The following is a 19,022-nucleotide window of genomic DNA, read 5'->3' as shown; positions in this document are numbered from 1 at the left end:
AGGGTTTTCCGACGCAAACGGGGAAGCCGCGCCATGGCCGACGGGTCCAATCCGAATTTCGACGCCGCCCTGACCGACGCGCAGGACGCGCGCGGCCTGGGCGCCAAGCTGCGCTCGTTCGCCAAGGTCAATCCGCGTTTCGCCCCGGACCTGGCCCGCACCATGCTGGCCAAGCGCGACCATGCGGTGGTCGAGGCCTTCGACGCCCACAGCGAAAAGGTCGGCTACGAGTTCACCTCGGGCTGGGCTTCGAACAACATCCCGTTCGTCACCCCGCTGCTGCGCGACTTCGCCGCGAAGAGGGCCGACGGGGCGATCCGTTATCTGGAGATCGGGGCCTATGAGGGCCGCAACCTGGCCTTCATGGACTGGCTGATCCCCGGCCGCCTGGACGTGACGGTGATCGATCCCTGGTTCGACGAGGCCCTGAACCCGGAAGAGAAGTACCACGCGGTCGAGCCGCGCTTTCACCGCAACATGGCCAAGACCGGCTTCCGGTCGATGACCGCCCGCAAGGGCTTTTCGACCTACGAGCTGCCCCGGATGCTGGCGGTCGGCGAGCGGTTCGACCTGATCTATGTCGACGGCAGCCACACGGCCTTGGCCGTGCTGATCGACCTGTGCTTCTGCGCCAGCCTGCTCAGCGTGGGCGGCATGATGGTGCTGGACGACTACTGGCACGACATCAGCGAGATCGGCGGCCCAGGCGTGAAGCAGGCCGTCGACCAGTTCCACGGCGCGTTCGGCCGGTATTTCGAGATCACCGCGGTCTACCGCCAGGTGGCCCTGACCAAGATCGCGGAGATCCCGCGGTAGGCGAGGTCGCGATCACACCAACCTTGTCATCCCGGACAAGCGCGTAGCGCGCCGATCCGGGACCGACGTGGAACGCGGCGTTCAGGCGTCGGTCCCGGGTCTTCGCTTCGCTACGCCCGGGATGACAAACGTTGTTGATCTCCCGCCTTAGACCCTCGCCTCGGCCGAGAACTCCGCCAAGTCCTCGATCAGCGACTTGGCCGCCTGGGCCACCAGCGCGCCGCCCTTTTCCGGCGTGGCCTGGGCCGGGTCCGAACCCATGCGGCCGTCGGCGTAGCGGGCGCGGAAGTCGAGGGCCTCGCGGATCGGGCCGGTGGGCGCGATCCTCGGCGCGTAATCGGCGGTCTTGATGCTGTCCGGATAGGCCCACTGGGTCACGGCGATCTCGGACGGGGTGGCATGGCTGCCGTGGCCGGTGGGGAACTGCTGGTTGGCCAGGCTGAGCACGCCCTTCAGGTCCCACCAGTTCTTCAGCTTCAGGGCGAAGGGGCTGCGTTCCCGGCGGAAGCTGTACTCGGCGTAGATCTCGGAGAAGGCCGCCTCGATCGAGGCGACGTTGCCGCCGTGGCCGTTGAGGAAATAGATCTTCTCGAAACCATGGGCCCCCAGCGAGCGCACCCAGTCGCCGATCGCGGCGATGAAGGTCGAGGGCCGCAGGAAGATCGTCCCCGGAAAGGCCAGGTGATGCTGGGCCATGCCGACATTGAAGGTCGGCGCCACCAGCACGCTCGAGGACAGCTTGGACGCCTCGTGCGAGATGATCTCGGGGCACAGCCAGTCGGTGCCCAGCAGGCCCGTCGGCCCGTGCTGCTCGTTGGAGCCGATCGGCACCACCACCGTCTTCGACGTCGCCAGGTAAGCCTCGATCTCGGGCCAGGTCGAAAGGGCGAGCAGCATGGCTGGAAACTCCGCGAGAAATCCTGGGCGGCGCTGGGGGAGGCGCGCGCCTACAACTTGGGCACGGCTTTACGCCCATCCTAGGGCTCCACGCATCCCTTTTGGGCCGACCCCATTCTGGCGGACAGGAGAGACATCCATGACGCTCAAACTCGGCGACATCGCGCCGGACTTCACCCAGGACACCACCGAGGGTCCGATCCATTTCCACGACTGGGTCGACGGCAAGTGGGTGGTGCTGTTCTCGCACCCCAAGGACTTCACCCCCGTCTGCACCACCGAGCTGGGCGCGGTGGCGCGCCTGAAGCCCGAGTTCGACAAGCGCGGCGTCAAGGTCATCGGCCTGTCGGTCGACCCGGCGGACAACCACGCGCGGTGGGCGGCCGACATCGCCGAGACGCAAGGGGTCGCCCCCAACTTCCCGCTGATCGCCGACACCGACCTGTCGGTCTCCAAGCTGTACGGCATGCTGCCGGCCGACGCGGCGGGCACGTCGGACGGCCGCACGGCCGCCGCCAACGCCACGGTGCGCAACGTCTTCATCATCGCGCCCGACAAGACCATCAAACTGATCCTGGTCTATCCGATGACCACCGGCCGGAACTTCGACGAGATCCTGCGGGTCATCGACTCGATGCAGCTGACCGCCGCCCACAAGGTGGCCACCCCGGCCGACTGGAAGCCGGGCGAGGACGTGATCATCGTCACCTCGGTGGACAACGAAGCGGCCAAGACGCTGTTCCCGGGCGGCTGGGACGAGCAGAAGCCCTATCTGCGCGTGGTCAGGCAGCCGGCCTAGGCGCTGTCGGAAAGGCGGGAGATGGTCGCAAGGCATCTCCCGTCAAGACGAACCGGCCGTCCGCCGGAGCGGCGGCTAGGGCAGCGTGGCGTTCGGCCCCTGAGCGTCGAGGGCGAAGGCCTGATCGTCGGGTATGTCGTGCGCGCTCGAGCCGGCCACGACCCTCATGGCGGACAGATCGCCAGCGCGATCGGGTCCAGCGCCGGGCTGGAGCGTCGCGATGTCGATCGCCCCGACCTCGGCCACCTGGATCCGCGCCATGGCGTTCAGCCGGCGCGAGGCCTCGTCGCCCAGGTTGATGTAGCGCGCCGTGCCCTCGACGGCCCCGTTCAACGGGCTCAGCTGGACTCGGGTGAACTGGCCGTCCCGCGCCACCGAACGATAGAGCGCCACGGCCTCTTCGGTGCGGCCGGTCAGATAGTAGCCGCTGGCGAGGTTGAAGCGATTGAGCACCGAGGGGTCGGCCGTGGCGGCGCGCTTGTAAAGGTTGGTCGCGCTCCATTGATCGCCCCACGCCGCCGAGGCCAGACCGGCCCCCGCCGCCTGGCCGTTGTCGCTCGCGATCGGCAACGCCAGGGTGCGCTTGGCGTCGGCCATCACCGTTTCATGCGTGACGCACGCGGACGCGAGTAAGGACAACAAAACAATCGACGGTACATAGATAATGCGCTTCAATTGAGTTTTCCTGAATAATATACCTTAGCGATCTCAAGGCTGATACTTGGCCTCTGTTCGCGAGGTTGGGAAAACTATTGCATCTTTATAAAGTTCATTGTTTTGAGGATTTATTTCGTTCCCTTGAAGTGGCGCAATTTATTTTGGATAGAATTGGAACGCATGAAGCTTTGACGCGATTGGCTTCGCCGACCGCGGGAGGTTTCATGCGGCGGGCGCTTCGGGCGGCGCCGCGGTCGAGGTCGATTTCCAAATGGTCTTCTTGCGCCCCGCCACGCCACGCGCATAACTCCGCCGCAACAAGATCATGGGAGTTGACGGCGTGAGCGACGGACAGGTTTTTCCGGTTCCCGACGACTGGGCGGGCAAGGCCCATATCGACGCCGCCGGCTATGAGGCCGCCCTGGCCCGGGTCGAGTCCGATCCCGAGGGCTATTGGCGCGACCTGGCCGGCCGGCTGGACTGGATCAAGGCCCCGACCAAGATCAAGGACGTCTCGTTCGCCAAGGACGACTTCCGCATCCACTGGTACGCCGACGGGGTGCTGAACGCCTCGGTCAACTGCCTGGACCGCCACCTGCCGCACCGCAAGGACGACGTGGCCCTGGTCTTCGAGGGCGACGACCCCGGCCATTCGTTCAAGGTCACCTACGGCGAGCTGCACGCCCAGGTCTGCAAGATGGCCAACGTCCTCAAGGACCAGGGCGTCCGCAAGGGCGACCGCGTGACGATCTACCTGCCGATGATCCCGATCGCCGCCGTGGCGATGCTGGCCTGCGCGCGGATCGGCGCGGTGCATTCGGTGGTGTTCGGCGGCTTCTCGCCCGACGCCATCGCCGGCCGCATCCAGGACTGCGCCTCGCACTTCGTGATCACCGCCGACGAGGGCCGTCGCGGCGGCAAGCGGGTGCCGTTGAAGGCCAATATAGACAAGGCGCTGGAAAGCTGCCCGTGGGTCGCCAAGGTGCTGATGGTCCGCTGGACCGGCGCCGACGTGCCGCTGGTCCACGCCCGCGACATCGTCTGGGACGATCTCGAGGACGCGGCCTCCACGGACTGCCCGCCCGAGCCGATGAACGCCGAGGATCCGCTGTTCATCCTCTACACCTCCGGCTCGACCGGAAAGCCCAAGGGCGTGCTGCACACCACCGGCGGCTATCTGGCCTGGGCCAGCTGGACCCACGAGGCGGTGTTCGACTACCGGCCCGGCGAAGTGTTCTGGTGCACGGCCGACGTCGGCTGGGTGACCGGCCACAGCTATGTCGTCTACGGCCCGCTGGCCAACGGCGGGACCAGCCTGATCTTCGAGGGCGTGCCCAACTATCCGACACCGGCCCGGTTCTGGGAGGTGGTCGACAAGCACCAGGTCGAGATCTTCTACACCGCCCCCACCGCCCTGCGCGCCCTGATGCGCGAGGGCGACGACTGGGTGACCAAGAACGACCTGTCGTCCCTGCGCCTGCTGGGGAGCGTGGGCGAGCCGATCAATCCCGAGGCCTGGCTCTGGTATCATCGCGTGGTCGGCAAGGACCGTCTGCCGATCGTCGACACCTGGTGGCAGACCGAGACCGGCGGGATCCTGGTCTCGCCCCTGCCCGGGGCCACGGCCCTGAAGCCCGGCTCGGCCACCAAGCCCCTGCCCGGCGTCAAGCTCCAGCTGGTCGACGCCGAGGGCAAGGTCCTGGAGGGCGCGACCGAGGGCAACCTCGTCATCACCGACAGCTGGCCGGGCCAGATGCGCACGGTCTATGGCGACCATGGCCGGTTCTTCGAGACCTATTTCTCGGCCTATCCGGGCAAGTACTTCACCGGCGACGGCTGCAAGCGCGACGAGGACGGCTACTACTGGATCACCGGCCGGGTCGACGACGTGATCAACGTCTCGGGCCACCGCCTGGGCACCGCCGAGATCGAGAGCGCCCTGGTCGCCCACGACACCGTCGCCGAGGCCGCCGTGGTCGGCTATCCGCACGACATCAAGGGCCAGGGCGTCTACGCTTACGTGACGCTCAAGGCGGGGGTTGCACCAAGCGACCAGCTGCGCAAGGACCTGATCCTCTGGGTGCGAGCGGAGATCGGCCCGTTCGCCGCGCCGGACATCCTGCAGTGGGCGCCGGGCCTGCCCAAGACTCGCTCGGGCAAGATCATGCGCCGCATCCTGCGCAAGATCGCCGAGAACGAGCTGGGCAGCCTGGGCGACACCTCGACCCTGGCCGACCCGTCGGTGGTCGACGATCTGGTGAAAAATCGGGCCAAAGCCTGATGCGCCGAGGGCGGAAATTCGGCTAGGCTCCACCTCATGCCTGGCCGAGCCCTAGTCATTGCGTTCGTGATGCTGGCCGCGCCCGCGGCCGCCGGGGCGCAGGACATCAGCCGGGACTGGCTGCACCGGATCGAAAGCGGCGAGGTCGCGCTGGAGGCCCACACCGATCCGACCGGCCGCGGCGGCCAGGTGCGGGCGATGATCGACATCGACGCGCCGCCCGCCGTGGTCTGGACCACCATCCTCGACTGCGAGCGGGCCGCGCGGATGACCCCCAGCGTCAAGCGCTGCACCGTGCTGTCGCGCGACGCCGGCGGCCGCGTGGAGCTGCGCGAGCACGTGGTCAAATGGAGTTTCCTGCTGCCGGCCCTGCACTCGACCTCGCGGCTGACTCTGGAGCCCTATCGGCGCATCGCCTTCCGCTGCGAGGGCGGCGACATCAAGGACTGCGAGGGCCAGTGGCTGCTCGAGCCGCTCGATGGCGGCAAGGGCACCCGGGTCACCTACGAGAACCGCGCCGTCGCCCCCTTCGGCCTGCCCAACGGCATGACGACCATGGCCATGCGTCGCGACGTGCCCGAGGCCCTCCGGGCCCTGCGCCGCGAAAGCGTGGCGGCGGCGCGATGAGCGGACCGTCGGATGCGCCCCAACCTGACGCGCTCTGGTTGTTCGACGGGGTCTGCAATCTCTGTTCCGGCTCGGTCCAGGCGGTGCTGGCCATCGACCGCGAGGGCCTGATCCGCTTCACGCCGATCCAGTCGGCCTATGGGCGGCGGCTGGCTCTGGAGCACGGGATCGACCCGGACCGGCCGACCAGCTTCCTGTTCCTCGACGGCGGCCAGGCGTTCGAGAAGAGCGCGGCGGTCCTGGCCCTGCTGCGGCGGCTGGGCGCGCCCTGGTCGTGGCTGGGCGTGATCGGCGCCCTGCCGCGATCCTGGCTGGACGGCGCCTATGACGGGCTGGCCGCCAACCGCTACCGGCTGATGGGCAAGCGCTCGACCTGCATGCTGCCCACCCCCGAGCAGCGCGCCCGCTTCGTGCTGGAGCCGCCGCCTTCATGAGATTGGCCGCATGAGCCCCAACCGAACGGAAGACGGCCGCAAGCGCATCGTGCTGGTCGGCGCCAGCGGCGTGTTCGGCCAGAGACTGGCGGCGATGATCGCCCGCTGGCCTGACGTGGTCCTGGTGCTGGCGGCCCGAAGCCTGCCACCGCTGGAGGCCCTGGCGGCCGATCTGGCCAGGACCCGGCCCGCCGCGCGGATCGAGGTCGCCCGGCTGGACCGCCTGGACCCGAAGGGCCTGGCGGCGCTGGGCGCCTGGGCGGTGGTCGACGCCGCCGGACCGTTCCAGGGGCAGGATCACGCCTTCCCCCGCGCCGTGCTCGCGGCCCGCGCCCACTATGTCGACCTGGCCGACGCCCGCGACTTCGTGGCCGGCTTCGAGGCGGCGCTGGACGACGCGGCGCGCGCCGCCGGGCGCTGGGCGATCACCGGCGCCAGCTCGACCCCCGCCCTCAGCCACGCCGCCCTCGACGTCCTGACCGCCGGCTGGACACGGATCGACCGGGTGGAGGCCGCGATCTCGCCCGGCGCCCGCGCCCCGCGCGGCCTGTCGGTGATCCGCGCCATCCTGGGCTGGGCCGGGGCGCCGGTGCGGGTGTTCGCGCGCGGCCGTTGGAACACCCGCCCCGGCTGGGGCGATCCGCGCCGCACGCCTTTCCCGGGCCTGGGTCGGCGCTGGACCAGCCTGGCCGAGACGCCCGACCTCGACCTGCTGCCGGCCCGGTTCCACCCTCGCCGCGACGCGGTGTTCCGGGCCGGGCTGGAGCTGCCGATCCTGCATCTGGGCCTGTGGGCGCTGAGCCTGCTTCGCCGCGCGCGGCTGCTTTCCACGCTGGAGCCGCTGGCCGTGCTGCTGGGCGAGGCGGCCGGCCTGGTCGCGCCGCTGGGGTCGGATCGCGGCGGCATGGTGGTCAGCGCCGAGGGGCTGGACGCCGACGGCGTCCGACGCCTGGCGCGCTGGAGTCTGTGCGCCGAGGCCGGCGCCGGACCCCACACCCCGGCCGCCCCGGCGGCGGCGGCCCTGCGCGCCCTGCTCGACGGCAAGCCGGGCGAGCCGCGCGCCACGCCCTGCGTCGGCCTGGTCGATCTGGACGCCATCCTGCGGGAGCTGCGCGACCTGCCGATCCGCACCCGGCTGGAGCGCCAGGACCCGGACACGCCCGGCCTGTTCCCGCGCCTGCTGGGCGCGGCCTGGCAGGGTTTGCCCGACAGCGTTCGCCGCGCCCACGCCGGCCTCGATCCCGTCACCCTGACCGGCGCGGCGCGCGCCTGGGGAGCGCCCGGCCTGGCCGCCCTGTTGCGCCGCCTGCAGGGCCTGCCGCCCCCCGGCCGGCACCCGACGTCCGTGACGATCACCCCGACGGCGGACGGCGAGCGCTGGGTCCGGCGGTTCGGCGACCGCGCCTTCGCCTCGACCATCGCCCCGGCCCGCGACGATCCCTGGACGTTCGAGGAGGCCGCCGGGGCCCTGACCTTCCGCTTCGCGGCCGCGCCCGATCCGGGCGGCTTCTCCTGGACCTTCGAGGGCTGGCGGCTGGGCCCGATCCCTCTGCCCCGCGCCTGGGCGCCGCGCATCCGGGCCCGGACCTTCGGCGCTGCAAGCAAGACCGGGGACGGCGGCTACCGCTTCCGCGTCCTGGTCGCCCATCCCTGGCTGGGCGTGATCTTCGGCTATGCCGGCCGGCTCACTTCGGGGGCCCTCACTTCGGGCGAGGCGTGACCGTCAGCTTGTAGGGCACGTAGAGCGCCAGCTCGAGCGGACCCGACTGATACCAGGACAGCGGTAACTGCAGCCCCTCGGCGGCCACGGCGTAGTCGGGCCCGAAGGTCCCCGCCACCTTGCGGGCGTCCTCGGCCACCAGGGTCAGCACCTCGCCGCGATAACGCTGGGGACCGATCAAGGTCAGGTTCCAGTCCTCGGTCGGCAGGATCTCGGTGCGGCCGGCCTTGGCGGTCTTCTCGGCGAAGGCCTTGATGCGGCCGGTGGCGGCGTCGAAGGTGTCGGCGGGCGCCACGCGGGTCTTGACGATCAGCAGGGCGACGCTGGTGTCGGGCTTGCCGTCCGGACGGATCACCGCGTCGAGCATGGTGTCGTCGAAGCGGCCGATCACCTCCTCGCCCTCCAGGCCCAGCTCGACCCCGGCGGCGGGCGCGGCCTTGATCATGTTGCGCAGCGTCGCCTTCAGCTCCTGCTTGCGCTGGGAAAGGTCGCGCGTGTCGCAGACGACGCGGACCGTGGTGATCAGGTTGTCGGCGCGCTTGTTGAGCGTCACGAACGGCGTCTTGACCGGATCATATTCCGTCACCCGCGAACCGGTGACCACCACCTCCTCCAACCCCGACTGACGGGCCTGGGCCGGGGCGACGGCGATGGCGAGCGCCGCCAGGGCGCACGCGACGGACAGAGATTTCATGATGCTTCCCCACTGATCATCCGTCCACCAGAGGATGCATGGTTGAGCTTGCCGGGCAATCCTCGCGCTTCATGACAAGACGGTAAGCTTGGCGCCCCGGACCCGGATGCTAGGGTCGCACCCTCAAGCTTTCGGAGCGCCGTCCTCATGATCCGTCCCGCCGCCAAGGCCGCCCTCGTCGCGCTGGCCCTTTCGACCACCGCCCTCTCACCGCTCGCCCAGGCCCAGGCCAAGCCCGCCCCCGCGGCGGCCCCCGCAGCGGCCGGCGTGGCGGTGCCGCCGATCGTCTACAAGCAGCGGACCCTGGCCAACGGCCTGAAGGTCTATACCTCGCGCGACGCGACCACGCCCAACGTGACGGTGCAGGTCTGGTACGGAGTCGGCAGCAAGGACGACCCGGAGGGCCGCTCGGGCTTCGCGCACCTGTTCGAACACCTGATGTTCAAGTCGACGCGCAACATGCCCAACGAGTTCTTCGACCGGCTGACCGAGGACGTCGGCGGCTTCAACAACGCCTCCACCTACGACGACTTCACCAACTATTACGAGGTGGTGCCGGCCAACCACCTGCAGCGCCTGCTGTGGGCCGAGAGCGAGCGCCTGGGCTCGCTGGTCATCGACGAGGCGGTGTTCAAGTCCGAGCGCGACGTGGTCAAGGAAGAGCTGCGCCAGCGCGTGCTGGCCAATCCGTACGGCCGGTTCTTCGCCCTGAACATCACCCAGGCCTCGTTCGCCGACCATCCCTACAAGCGTCCGGGCATCGGCTCGATCGAGGAGCTGGACGCCGCCACGGTCGACGACGTGCGCGCCTTCCACCAGGAATACTACCGCCCCGACAACGCCGCCCTGATCGTGGTCGGCAATTTCGACGAGGCCCAGCTCAACGCCTGGATCGACCAGTATTTCACCGGCCTGAAGGCGCCCGCCGCCCCGATCAAGCAGGTGACCACGGTCGAGCCGGCCCGCACCGGCTCCAAGATCGTCACCACCTACGGCCCCAACGTGCCGCTGCCGGCCGTGGCCATGACCTGGCTGGCGCCCGCCGCCGCCGATCCGGACGTCCCGGCCCTGGCCGTGCTGGACGCCATCCTGTCGGCCGGCAAGTCGTCGCGCCTCTATGACAGCCTGGTCTACGATCAGAAGATCGCCCAGCAGATCTTCTCCTCGGCCCCCACCAACGCCCAGCCGGGCCTGTTCTACGTCGGGGCGATCATGGCCGGCGGCAAAACGGTCGAGCAGGGCGAGGCGTCGCTGAGCGCCCAGGTCGCCAAGCTGCGCGCCGCCCCGCCCACCGCCGCCGAACTGGCCGAGGCCAAGGCCGGCCTGCTGGCCGACGCCGTGCGCGGCCGCGAGACCATCGACGGCCGGGCCTTCGCGCTAGGTTACGCCCTGCGCACCGAAGGCGACGCCGAGCGGGCCAACACCGATCTGGCCGCCCTGCAGGCGGTGACCGCCGCCGACGTCCAGCGCGTGGCCGCCAAGTACCTGGCCGACGACCGGAAGGTGACCGTCCGCTACCTGCCGGACTCGGCCAAGCCGGCCGGCGCCAAGGATCCGTTCGAGGCTCCCAAGGCGGTCCCGTCGGTGACCTACAGCGGACCGGTCACCACCCTGGCCGCCGAAGCCGAGCGCGCGGCCCCGCCCACGCCTGGAAAGCCGGTTTCGCCGGTCCTGCCCTCGCCGGTCGAGAAGACCCTGGCCAACGGCCTGCGGGTCATCGTCGCCAAGTCCAGCGACCTGCCGCTGATCACCGCCGACCTGACCGTGCGCGGCGGCTCGGGCGCCGACCCGGCCGGTCTGGCCGGCGTCTCCAGCCTGACCGCCGAACTGCTGACCGAGGGCACCAAGACCCGCACCGCCACCCAGGTGGCCGCCGCCACCGAGGCCCTGGGCGCCAATCTGGAGGCCGGCTCGGGCTGGGAAGCCTCGTCCCTGACGCTCAGCGTCATCGCCGACAAGGCGCCGCAAGGCCTGGCGATCATGGCCGACGTCGCCCAGAACCCGACCTTCAAGGCCGACGAGCTGGAGCGCGTGAAGACCGAGACCCTGGACGGCCTGTCGGTCAGCTATCAGCGGCCCGGCGCGGTCGCGGGCTTCGTGGTCCCGACCGTGATCTATGCCGGTTCGGGCTACGGCCATGTCGCCAACGGCACGCCGGGCTCGCTGCCGAAGATCCAGCGCGACGCCCTGGTCAAGACCCACGCCGCCAACTGGCGCCCGGACAACGCCATTCTGGTGCTGACCGGCGACCTGACGCCCGAGCAGGGCTTCGCCCTGGCGGAGAAGGCGTTCGGCGGCTGGGCCAAGCCGGCCGGCCCGCCGCCGGCTCCGGTCAAGGGTCCCACCGGCTACGCGGCCAAGAACGTCATCGTCGACCTGCCGGGCACCGGCCAGGCCGCGGTGGTGGTGACCAAGCCGGCGATCCTGCGCGCCGATCCGCGCTACTACGCCGGCCTCGTCGCCAACGGCGTGCTGGGCGGCGGCTATTCGTCCCGCCTGAACCAGGAGATCCGCATCAAGCGCGGCCTGTCCTACGGGGCCGGCTCCAGCCTGTCGCCGCGCGCGGCCATCGGCGGCTTCACCGCCACCGTCCAGACCAAGAACGAGTCCGCCGCCCAGGTGGTGGGCCTGATCAAGGACGAGCTGACCCGCCTGGCCGCCGAGCCGACCTCGGCCGCCGAGCTGGCGGCGCGCAAGTCGGTGCTGGTCGGCGATTTCGGCCGCGACCTGGGCACCTCGGGCGGCCTGGCCGACATCCTGGGCAACCTGGCGATCTACGGCATCCCGCTGAACGAGATCCAGGCCTATACCGGCAAGGTCGAGGCGGTCGGCGCCGCCGACGTCCAGGCCTTCTCCAAGGCCGTGCTGGATCCGACCCAGACCAGCGTCATCGTGGTCGGCGACGCCAAGACGATGGGCGACGGCGTCAAGACGGCCCTGCCGGCCGCCGTGCAGATCCCGATCGACCAGCTGGACCTCGACAGCCCGACCCTCAGGAAGGCCAAGTAGACGCGTGACCGACGACCGCCAGGCCGATCTTCATAGCCAGGCCCAGCTCGCCTCGCCCTCCTATCGCCTGGCGGCGCTGGACCAGGACTTCCTGCTGGGCGACTCGATGCGGGGCGTGCGGTTCCTGCTGGAGTTCGCCAAGGCCGACGAGGCTCTGCGGGCCTGGGGCGTGCGCTCGACCATCGTGGTGTTCGGCAGCGCCCGGGTCCGCGAGGACGGCCCCGGGCGTCAGGCCCACTGGTATGCGGAGGCCCGGCGCTTCGGCGTCATCGCCTCCGAGCGCGGCGGGGCCGTCCACGCCACGGAGGGGGTCCGCGACAACGTCATCGCCACCGGCGGCGGGCCGGGGGTGATGGAGGCGGCCAACCGCGGGGCCTGGGAGGCCGGCGCTCCCTCGGTCGGCTTCAACATCACCCTGCCGCACGAACAGAAGCCCAACCGCTACACCACGCCGGACCTGTCGTTCCGCTTCCACTACTTCGCCATGCGCAAGATGCACCTGGCGATGCGGGCCAACGCCCTGGTGGTGTTCCCCGGCGGCTTCGGCACCTTCGACGAGCTGTTCGAAATCCTGACCCTGCGCCAGACCGACAAGGCGGCGCGCATTCCCATCGTGCTGTTCGACGAGACCTATTGGCGCTCGGTGGTCAATTTCGACAGCCTGGTTGAGCACGGCATGATCAACGCCGACGACCTGGAGCTCTTCCGCTTCGCCGAAAGCGCCGAGGCGGTGTGGTCCAACCTGCTGGCCTGCGGTCTGAAGCCCGGCGAGTCGATCGAGCTGGCGCGCGATCAGGTCCCGCCCACGGAGCCGCCCATCCCGTGACCCCCGCCCCATGACAGAGGTCGACGTCGCCGTCATCGGGGCCGGGGCCGCCGGCCTGGCCGCCGTCTCGGTCCTGGCGGCCGCGCCGCTGCGCGTCGTGGTGCTGGAGGCCCAGGGCCGGATCGGCGGCCGGGCCCACACCGTATCGCTGGACGGCCTGCCGCTGGACCTGGGGTGCGAGTGGCTGCACTCGGCCGACCGCAACCCGCTGGTCGAGAAAATCGCCGCCCTGGGCCTGACGATCGACAAGACCCCGCCGCCCTGGGCCAATCCCGGCGCCACCGCCAATTTCAGCGCCGCCGAGCGTCAGGCCTATGGCGAAGCCTTCGCGGCGTTCGACGAGCGGATCGAGACGGCGGCCGGCGAGGCGGGGGACCGACCCGCCTCGGACCTGCTGGAGCTCGGCGACCGCTGGACCCCGCTGCTGAACGCCTTCAGCGCCTATTACAACGGCGCGGAGTTCGACCAGGTCTCGGTCAAGGACTACGCCGCCTATGACGACAGCGAGCTCAACTGGCGGGTCGCCGAGGGCTATGGCGCGGGGATCGCCGGACTGGCGCCGCGCGGCGCGCGGATCATCGACAACTGCCCGGTGTCGGTGCTGCGCCATGACGGGGCTCTGCTGAGCCTGGAGACGCCCAAGGGCGTGGTCCGGGCCCGGGCGGCCATCGTCTGCGTCCCCACCGCCGTCCTGGCCGCCGGGGGCTTGCGGATCCTGCCCGAGCTGCCCGACAAGCTGGCCGCCGCCGAGGGCCTGCCGCTCGGCCTGGCCGACAAGGTGTTCCTGAAGCTCGAGGAACCGGACGCCTTCGCGGCGGAGTCGATGGTCTACGGAGCGCCAGGGCGGACGGCGACGGGGGCCTATCACCTGCGCCCCCTGGGCCGCCCGGTCATCGAGGCGTTCTTCGGCGGCGCCCACGCCCGCGCCCTCGAGGCCGAAGGTCCCGGCGGGTCGGCGGCGTTCGCGATCGACGAGCTGGTCGGGATCTACGGGACGGGGCTCCGGCGGCGGGTCTCGGTGCTGGCCCAGACCGCCTGGGCGGCCGATCCCTGGGCGCGGGGCTCCTATTCCCACGCCCTGCCCGGCCGGGCCGGCGAACGCGCCGTCTTGGCCGCGCCGGTCGACGGGCGATTGTTCTTCGCCGGCGAGGCCTGCTCGCCGCACGCCTTCTCGACCGCCCACGGCGCCTGGGAGACGGGCGAGCGGGCGGCGAGCGAGGTGCTGGCGGCGCTGCTCTAGGCCCTCCCCCCGTGGGGGAGGCGGCCGAAGGCCGGTGGGGGGATTGGGCCGAACCGGCCGATCACTCCCCCCTCCGTCGGCTTCGCCGACACCTCCCCCACAGGCGGAGGAGCTGTGGCGTCAGGCCTTGGGCTTCGGCCTAGCCGGGACTTTGGCCGACGCCGCCGGCCTGGCCAGCAGGTCGCGGATCTCGGTCAGCAGCCTTTCCTCGGGCGTCGGGGCCGCCGGGGCTTCCGGCGCGGGTTCGGCGGCCTCGGCGCGGCGGAGCTGGTTGACCAGCTTGACCAGCAGGAACACCACCACCGCCACGATCAGGAACTGGATCACGGTGTTGATGAAGGCGCCGTACTGCACGGCGACCTTCTCGACCGCCGTCGTCGCCGGGTCCTCGGGCTTGAGCACCCATTCCATCTTGGAGAAGTCCAGCCCGCCCATGGCCAAGCCGATCGGCGGCATGACCACCTGGTCGACCAGGCTCTTGACGATCGAGTTGAACGCCGCGCCGATGATCACGCCGACGGCCAGGTCGATGACGTTGCCGCGCGCGATGAACTCGCGGAATTCCTGGATGATGCTCATGCGGGACCTCTTCCGATCAAGGTCGGAAAGGCTGAACGCGTTCGCGCCCCTGGGTCAAGGCTCGGAGGGGGCGAGAATCAGAGGGAGTCGAGCGTCTGGAGACGGCCCTATTCGTCGGCGTTCAGGCGTCCGCGCAGTTCCTTGCCGCTCTTGAAGAACGGCACGTGCTTGGCGCGCACGTCGACGGTCTCGCCGGTGCGAGGGTTGCGACCGGCGCGGGCCGGGCGCGAGCGCACGGACAGGGCGCCGAAGCCGCGGAGCTCCACGCGGCCGCCCTCCTCGAGCGCACCGATCATGCGTTCAAGAATGACGCCGACAACGCGTTCGACGTCCTTCTGGGTCAGGTGCGGATTTTCGTTCGCGAGCCTGGCGATGAGTTCGGACTTGATCATCGATATCCCCGACGCGGCAAAGCGGCCCTGGGGAGGCAGGACCCGGCGCGCGTGCGACCTTTGCCCAAGCAAGCCTGAGTCTTCAAGGGGAAAGCTTGATATCCGAGTCGGGTTTACGACCCATTGGGTTAACGGCGGACCCAAAGAAAACGGCGGCCGGATCGCTCCGGCCGCCGCTCTTTTGCTCGCGATGAGGCGAAGCCTTAGTCCTTGGTGGCCCGCTCGCGCAGGGCCGCGCCCAGGATGTCGCCCAGCGAAGCGCCGGAGTCCGACGAGCCGAACTGCTCGATGGCTTCCTTTTCTTCGGCCATTTCCAGCGACTTGATCGACATCGAAACGCGGCGAGCCGCCTTGTCGATGTTGGTGATCTGAGCGTCGACGCGGTCACCCACGGCGAAGCGCTCGGGGCGCTGTTCCTGACGGTCGCGCGACAGGTCCGACTTGCGGATGAAGGCGGTCATCAGGGCGTCGTCTTCACCGAAGCGCACTTCGATGCCGCCGGTGGTGACTTCCGTCACCGTGACGGTCACGGTCTGGCTCTTGCGGTAGGTGTCGCCCGACATCGGATCGCCGCCCAGCTGCTTGATGCCCAGCGAGATGCGTTCCTTCTCGACGTCGACGTCGAGAACCTTCGCCTTGACCATGTCGCCCTTCTTGTAGCGGGCCATGGCTTCTTCGCCCGAGGCGCTCCAGTCGATGTCCGACAGGTGCACCATGCCGTCGATGTCGTTGTCGAGGCCGATGAACAGACCGAATTCGGTCGCGTTCTTGACTTCGCCTTCGACGGTCGAGCCGACCGGGTGGGTTTCCAGGAAGGAATCCCACGGGTTGGCCAGGGCCTGCTTCAGGCCCAGCGAAACGCGGCGCTTGGACGGATCGACGTCCAGCACGACCACGTCGACTTCTTGCGAGGTCGAGACGATCTTGCCGGGGTGGACGTTCTTCTTGGTCCAGGACATTTCCGAGACGTGCACCAGGCCTTCAACGCCGGCTTCCAGCTCAACGAACGCGCCGTAGTCGGTGATGTTGGTGATGCGGCCCGTGAACTTGGCGCCGACCGGGTACTTGGCTTCGACACCATCCCACGGATCCGACTGCAGCTGCTTCATGCCGAGGCTGATGCGCTGGGTGTCCGGGTTGATCTTGACGATCTGGACCTTCACGGTGTCGCCCACGGCGAGCACTTGGCTCGGGTGGTTGACGCGCTTCCAGCTCATGTCGGTGACGTGCAGCAGGCCGTCGATGCCGCCCAGGTCGACGAACGCACCGTAGTCGGTGATGTTCTTGACGACGCCTTCGCGGATTTCACCCTCTTGCAGCTGCGACACCAGTTCGGTGCGCTGCTCGGCGCGGGCTTCTTCCAGGATGGCGCGACGCGAGACGACGATGTTGCCGCGCGGACGGTCCATCTTGAGGATGGCGAAGGGCTGTTCCTTGCCCATGAGCGGGCCGACGTCGCGCACCGGGCGGATGTCGACTTGCGAGCCGGGCAGGAAGGCCGAGGCGCCGCCCAGGTCGACGGTGAAGCCGCCCTTGACGCGACCGACGATGGCGCCGAGCACGGGTTCGTTCTTGGCGTAGACGCCTTCCAGACGGGTCCAGGCTTCTTCGCGCTTGGCCTTTTCGCGGCTGATGACCGCTTCGCCCAGGGCGTTTTCCAGGCGTTCCAGGAAGACTTCGACCGAGTCGCCGACCTTGATGGTGGGCTTGCCGGTTTCGTCGACGCCGAATTCCTTCTGGGGAACGCGGCCTTCGGTCTTCAGACCGACGTCGATGATCGCGAAGTCCTTCTCGATCCCGACAACGATGCCCTTGACGACGGTGCCTTCCTGGAAGTCGCGGCCGCCCATGGAATCGTTCAGCAGCGCTTCGAAATCGTCGCGCGTCGGGTTGAAGCTCATATCGTCAGCCATGCTGATGTTTAGTCTCGTGTTGAGGGAAGCCCTGCGATGAGCGCCGTCGAATGACGGTTCTCGGGATTCCGGGTTGGGTGATTTTGATGCGGATCCGTCGCGTCCTGAGCGGCGGCGAGGCGGGCGGTGGATTAGCCCTTGGGGTTTCCCCACCGGGCGCGCGCCGTCTCGACGATGCGGCGGGCCGCATCGAAGGCCTGCTCTATAGTCATTTCCGACGTATCAAGCAAGACGGCGTCGGGAGCTTGGGTCATCGGCGCGCTGGCCCGGCCGCCGTCGCGCTCGTCACGTTTGCGGATGTCGGCCAGGATCTCGTCGAAGGTCACGGCCTCGCCCTGGCCGACCAGCTGCTTCCAGCGCCGGTCGGCGCGGACCTCGGGGCTGGCGGTGACGAACAGCTTGGCCGGCGCCTCGGGGGCGATGACCGTGCCGATGTCGCGCCCGTCGATCACGCTCCCCGGCTCGCGCAGGGCGAAGTCGCGCTGCAGGTCGAACAGGGCCGCGCGGACGCCCGGATGCACGGCCACCCGGCTGGCGGCCTCGCCGGCCTGCCGGGTGCGGACTTCCGGCATCTCCAGCTCGGCCAGCTCCAGGCCCCGCGCGGCGGCTTCGGCGGCGATCGCGTCGTCCAGGTCGCCGTCGGCGTTCAGCAGGCGCATGCCGACGGCTCGATAGAGCAGGCCGGTGTCCAGCATCGGGTAGCCGTAGAGCTTGGCCAGCCGGCTGGCGACCGTGCCCTTGCCCGAGGCGGCGGGACCGTCGACGGCGATGACGAAGGCCGCATTCTTGGGGGCCATGGTCAGGCTTCCTCGATCGTCCCGCCCAGCCCGCGCATCATGTCGGCGAAGCCGGGGAAGCTGGTGGCGATCATGCCGGGCTCGTCGATCGACACCGGCGCCTGGGCGGCCATGCCGAGGACCAGGTGGCTCATGGCGATCCGGTGGTCGCCATGGGTCTCGACCATGGTCCCGCCGCGCGGCGCCTGGCCCGTTCCTCGGACGATGAAGCCCTCGGGCTCTTCCTCGACATCGACGCCGCAGGCCTCCAGGCCAGCGGCGGTCAGGGCGATGCGGTCGCTTTCCTTGACGCGCATCTCGCCGACGCCGCGCATGATCGTCTCGCCCGTCGCGAAGGCCGCGGCCACCGCCAGGATCGGATATTCGTCGATCATCGCCGGCGCGCGCTCGGGCGGCACGAGGACGCCCTTCATGTCGGGCGAGTAGCGGGCGGTGATGTCGCCGACCTGCTCGCCGCTGCTCTCGCGCACGTTCGAGATGACCAGGTCCGCGCCCATCTCCCGCAGGGTGGTGAACAGCCCCGTGCGCAGTTCGTTGAGCATCACCCCCTCGACCGTCACTTCCGAACCGGGGACGATCAGGCCGGCCACCAGCGGGAAGGCCGCCGACGACGGATCGCCCGGCACGGCCACGTGGGTTCCGGTCAGCTTCTGGCCGGCCGGCAGGCGGATATGCCGCACGCCGCCCTTGTCTTCCACGATCACCTCGGCCCCGAAGGCCCGCAGCATGCGCTCGGTGTGGTCGCGGGTGGCTTCCGGCTCGATCACCTCGACCCCGCCCTCGGCGTGCAGACCGGCCAGCAGCACGGCCGACTTCACCTGGGCCGAGGCCATCGGCAGCTTGTAGGACAGGCCACGCAGGTTGCCGCCCTTCAGGGTCAGCGGCAGGCGGCCCTTGTCGCGGCCCAGCCAGGTGGCGCCCATCCTGGCCAGCGGGTCCAGGACCCGGCTCATCGGACGGCCGCGCAGGGAATTGTCGCCGGTGAAGGTGGCGCACAGCGGGAAACCCGCCGCCGCGCCCATGATCAGCCGCACGCCGGTGCCGGCGTTGCCGCAGTCGACCACGTCCAAGGGTTCGACGAAGCCGCCCTGGCCCTCGATCCGCCAGCGGCCGCCGCCTTCCTGTTCGACCCGCGCGCCGAACGACCGCATGGCCTGGGCGGTCGCCAGAACATCGGCGCCCTCGAGCAGGCCTTCCACCGTGGTGGTCCCCGAGGCCAGGGCGCCGAGGATCATCGACCGGTGCGAAATCGACTTGTCGCCGGGCGCGCGAACCGTTCCACGGAGGGGCCCACCGGGGGTGCTCTTCAATCCAGCCGCCGTCATGCCGCCACCGGCCTCC

17 protein-coding genes are annotated in these 19,022 nt (G+C 69.8%); 9 read left to right on the top strand and 8 right to left on the bottom strand.

Annotated elements, in window-relative coordinates:
* Positions 1-33 precede the first annotated feature (33 nt).
* Positions 34-816 (top strand): class I SAM-dependent methyltransferase, encoded by a 783-nt coding sequence (locus tag ASD21_RS06175; RefSeq protein ID WP_056438281.1) that lies wholly within the window; start codon positions 34-36, stop codon positions 814-816.
* A gap of 147 nt (positions 817-963) precedes the next feature.
* Here ASD21_RS06175 and ASD21_RS06170 read toward each other — a convergent pair whose 3' ends face one another.
* Positions 964-1,713 carry a creatininase family protein gene (locus ASD21_RS06170; RefSeq protein WP_056438276.1) on the bottom strand — a complete coding sequence of 250 codons (750 nt, stop codon included), beginning with the start codon at positions 1,711-1,713 and terminating at the stop codon, positions 964-966.
* A gap of 139 nt (positions 1,714-1,852) precedes the next feature.
* On the opposite strand from ASD21_RS06170, the gene ASD21_RS06165 reads away from it, so the two are divergent.
* Positions 1,853-2,512, top strand: coding sequence for a peroxiredoxin (locus ASD21_RS06165; RefSeq protein WP_056438275.1), 660 nt, complete (start codon positions 1,853-1,855; stop codon positions 2,510-2,512).
* 75 nt (positions 2,513-2,587) lie between these two features.
* On the opposite strand, the gene ASD21_RS06160 is transcribed toward ASD21_RS06165, so the two are convergent.
* Positions 2,588-3,109 (bottom strand): hypothetical protein, encoded by a 522-nt coding sequence (locus ASD21_RS06160; RefSeq protein WP_056438273.1) that lies wholly within the window; start codon positions 3,107-3,109, stop codon positions 2,588-2,590.
* A 385-nt stretch (positions 3,110-3,494) separates the two neighbouring features.
* Here ASD21_RS06160 and acs point away from each other — a divergent pair, with 385 nt between their 5' ends.
* The 4 genes from acs to ASD21_RS06140 are packed head-to-tail and all read left to right on the top strand — an operon-like array spanning position 3,495 to position 8,231.
* A complete protein-coding gene (gene acs / locus ASD21_RS06155) occupies positions 3,495-5,450 on the top strand; it encodes an acetate--CoA ligase (RefSeq protein WP_056438265.1) in 1,956 nt (651 codons plus the stop codon).
* A 36-nt stretch (positions 5,451-5,486) separates the two neighbouring features.
* Positions 5,487-6,077, top strand: coding sequence for an SRPBCC family protein (locus tag ASD21_RS06150; RefSeq protein WP_056438262.1), 591 nt, complete (start codon positions 5,487-5,489; stop codon positions 6,075-6,077).
* Positions 6,074-6,511 carry a thiol-disulfide oxidoreductase DCC family protein gene (locus ASD21_RS06145; RefSeq protein WP_056438259.1) on the top strand — a complete coding sequence of 146 codons (438 nt, stop codon included), beginning with the start codon at positions 6,074-6,076 and terminating at the stop codon, positions 6,509-6,511. Before ASD21_RS06150 ends, ASD21_RS06145 begins: the two co-directional genes overlap by 4 nt.
* 10 nt (positions 6,512-6,521) lie before the next feature.
* Positions 6,522-8,231: a DUF4166 domain-containing protein gene (locus tag ASD21_RS06140; RefSeq protein WP_056438256.1), complete on the top strand. Its 1,710-nt coding sequence runs from the start codon at positions 6,522-6,524 to the stop codon at positions 8,229-8,231.
* Here the strand turns inward: ASD21_RS06140 and ASD21_RS06135 are convergent.
* A complete protein-coding gene (locus ASD21_RS06135; RefSeq protein ID WP_056438253.1) occupies positions 8,212-8,925 on the bottom strand; it encodes a hypothetical protein in 714 nt (237 codons plus the stop codon). The two genes, ASD21_RS06140 and ASD21_RS06135, sit on opposite strands and share 20 nt — an antisense overlap.
* A gap of 147 nt (positions 8,926-9,072) precedes the next feature.
* Here ASD21_RS06135 and ASD21_RS06130 point away from each other — a divergent pair, with 147 nt between their 5' ends.
* The 3 genes from ASD21_RS06130 to ASD21_RS06120 are packed head-to-tail and all read left to right on the top strand — an operon-like array spanning position 9,073 to position 14,000.
* Positions 9,073-11,934, top strand: coding sequence for a M16 family metallopeptidase (locus ASD21_RS06130; RefSeq protein ID WP_056438250.1), 2,862 nt, complete (start codon positions 9,073-9,075; stop codon positions 11,932-11,934).
* A gap of 4 nt (positions 11,935-11,938) precedes the next feature.
* Positions 11,939-12,760 carry a TIGR00730 family Rossman fold protein gene (locus ASD21_RS06125; protein WP_056438248.1) on the top strand — a complete coding sequence of 274 codons (822 nt, stop codon included), beginning with the start codon at positions 11,939-11,941 and terminating at the stop codon, positions 12,758-12,760.
* A gap of 10 nt (positions 12,761-12,770) precedes the next feature.
* Positions 12,771-14,000 carry a flavin monoamine oxidase family protein gene (locus ASD21_RS06120; RefSeq protein ID WP_056438246.1) on the top strand — a complete coding sequence of 410 codons (1,230 nt, stop codon included), beginning with the start codon at positions 12,771-12,773 and terminating at the stop codon, positions 13,998-14,000.
* Positions 14,001-14,120: 120 nt separating this feature from the next.
* Here the strand turns inward: ASD21_RS06120 and mscL are convergent, their stop codons facing one another.
* From mscL to aroA, 5 genes are all read right to left on the bottom strand, one after another.
* Positions 14,121-14,579, bottom strand: coding sequence for a large-conductance mechanosensitive channel protein MscL (mscL, locus tag ASD21_RS06115; RefSeq protein ID WP_056438243.1), 459 nt, complete (start codon positions 14,577-14,579; stop codon positions 14,121-14,123).
* Positions 14,580-14,686: 107 nt separating this feature from the next.
* The gene (locus tag ASD21_RS06110; protein ID WP_007676040.1) at positions 14,687-14,971 is read right to left on the bottom strand and encodes an integration host factor subunit beta; all 285 of its coding nucleotides are present in this window, start codon (positions 14,969-14,971) and stop codon (positions 14,687-14,689) included.
* 203 nt (positions 14,972-15,174) lie between these two features.
* Positions 15,175-16,884: a 30S ribosomal protein S1 gene (gene rpsA, locus ASD21_RS06105; RefSeq protein ID WP_056438241.1), complete on the bottom strand. Its 1,710-nt coding sequence runs from the start codon at positions 16,882-16,884 to the stop codon at positions 15,175-15,177.
* A 131-nt stretch (positions 16,885-17,015) separates the two neighbouring features.
* Complete coding sequence (gene cmk / locus ASD21_RS06100; RefSeq protein WP_056438237.1) at positions 17,016-17,681, bottom strand: (d)CMP kinase; 666 nt, start codon at positions 17,679-17,681, stop codon at positions 17,016-17,018.
* A gap of 2 nt (positions 17,682-17,683) precedes the next feature.
* Complete coding sequence (gene aroA, locus ASD21_RS06095) at positions 17,684-19,006, bottom strand: 3-phosphoshikimate 1-carboxyvinyltransferase (protein WP_056438234.1); 1,323 nt, start codon at positions 19,004-19,006, stop codon at positions 17,684-17,686.
* Positions 19,007-19,022 lie beyond the last annotated feature (16 nt).

Origin of the sequence: Caulobacter sp. Root1455 (genome assembly GCF_001426905.1) — a bacterium.
GTDB lineage: Bacteria > Pseudomonadota > Alphaproteobacteria > Caulobacterales > Caulobacteraceae > Caulobacter.
The sequence above is the reverse complement of the archived record's forward strand: the minus strand, read 5'-3'. Positions and strand labels throughout refer to the sequence as shown.

Coding starts and splice junctions, on each gene's coding strand:
- ASD21_RS06110 (WP_007676040.1), bottom strand. CDS start 14,971: ATGATCAAGTCCGAACTCATCGCCAGGCTCGCGAACGAAAATCCGCAC.
- ASD21_RS06120 (WP_056438246.1), top strand. CDS start 12,771: ATGACAGAGGTCGACGTCGCCGTCATCGGGGCCGGGGCCGCCGGCCTG.
- ASD21_RS06160 (WP_056438273.1), bottom strand. CDS start 3,109: ATGGCCGACGCCAAGCGCACCCTGGCGTTGCCGATCGCGAGCGACAAC.
- ASD21_RS06145 (WP_056438259.1), top strand. CDS start 6,074: ATGAGCGGACCGTCGGATGCGCCCCAACCTGACGCGCTCTGGTTGTTC.
- aroA (WP_056438234.1), bottom strand. CDS start 19,006: ATGACGGCGGCTGGATTGAAGAGCACCCCCGGTGGGCCCCTCCGTGGA.
- ASD21_RS06150 (WP_056438262.1), top strand. CDS start 5,487: ATGCCTGGCCGAGCCCTAGTCATTGCGTTCGTGATGCTGGCCGCGCCC.
- ASD21_RS06165 (WP_056438275.1), top strand. CDS start 1,853: ATGACGCTCAAACTCGGCGACATCGCGCCGGACTTCACCCAGGACACC.
- cmk (WP_056438237.1), bottom strand. CDS start 17,681: ATGGCCCCCAAGAATGCGGCCTTCGTCATCGCCGTCGACGGTCCCGCC.
- ASD21_RS06140 (WP_056438256.1), top strand. CDS start 6,522: ATGAGCCCCAACCGAACGGAAGACGGCCGCAAGCGCATCGTGCTGGTC.
- ASD21_RS06175 (WP_056438281.1), top strand. CDS start 34: ATGGCCGACGGGTCCAATCCGAATTTCGACGCCGCCCTGACCGACGCG.
- mscL (WP_056438243.1), bottom strand. CDS start 14,579: ATGAGCATCATCCAGGAATTCCGCGAGTTCATCGCGCGCGGCAACGTC.
- ASD21_RS06170 (WP_056438276.1), bottom strand. CDS start 1,713: ATGCTGCTCGCCCTTTCGACCTGGCCCGAGATCGAGGCTTACCTGGCG.
- ASD21_RS06135 (WP_056438253.1), bottom strand. CDS start 8,925: ATGAAATCTCTGTCCGTCGCGTGCGCCCTGGCGGCGCTCGCCATCGCC.
- acs (WP_056438265.1), top strand. CDS start 3,495: ATGGGAGTTGACGGCGTGAGCGACGGACAGGTTTTTCCGGTTCCCGAC.
- rpsA (WP_056438241.1), bottom strand. CDS start 16,884: ATGGCTGACGATATGAGCTTCAACCCGACGCGCGACGATTTCGAAGCG.
- ASD21_RS06130 (WP_056438250.1), top strand. CDS start 9,073: ATGATCCGTCCCGCCGCCAAGGCCGCCCTCGTCGCGCTGGCCCTTTCG.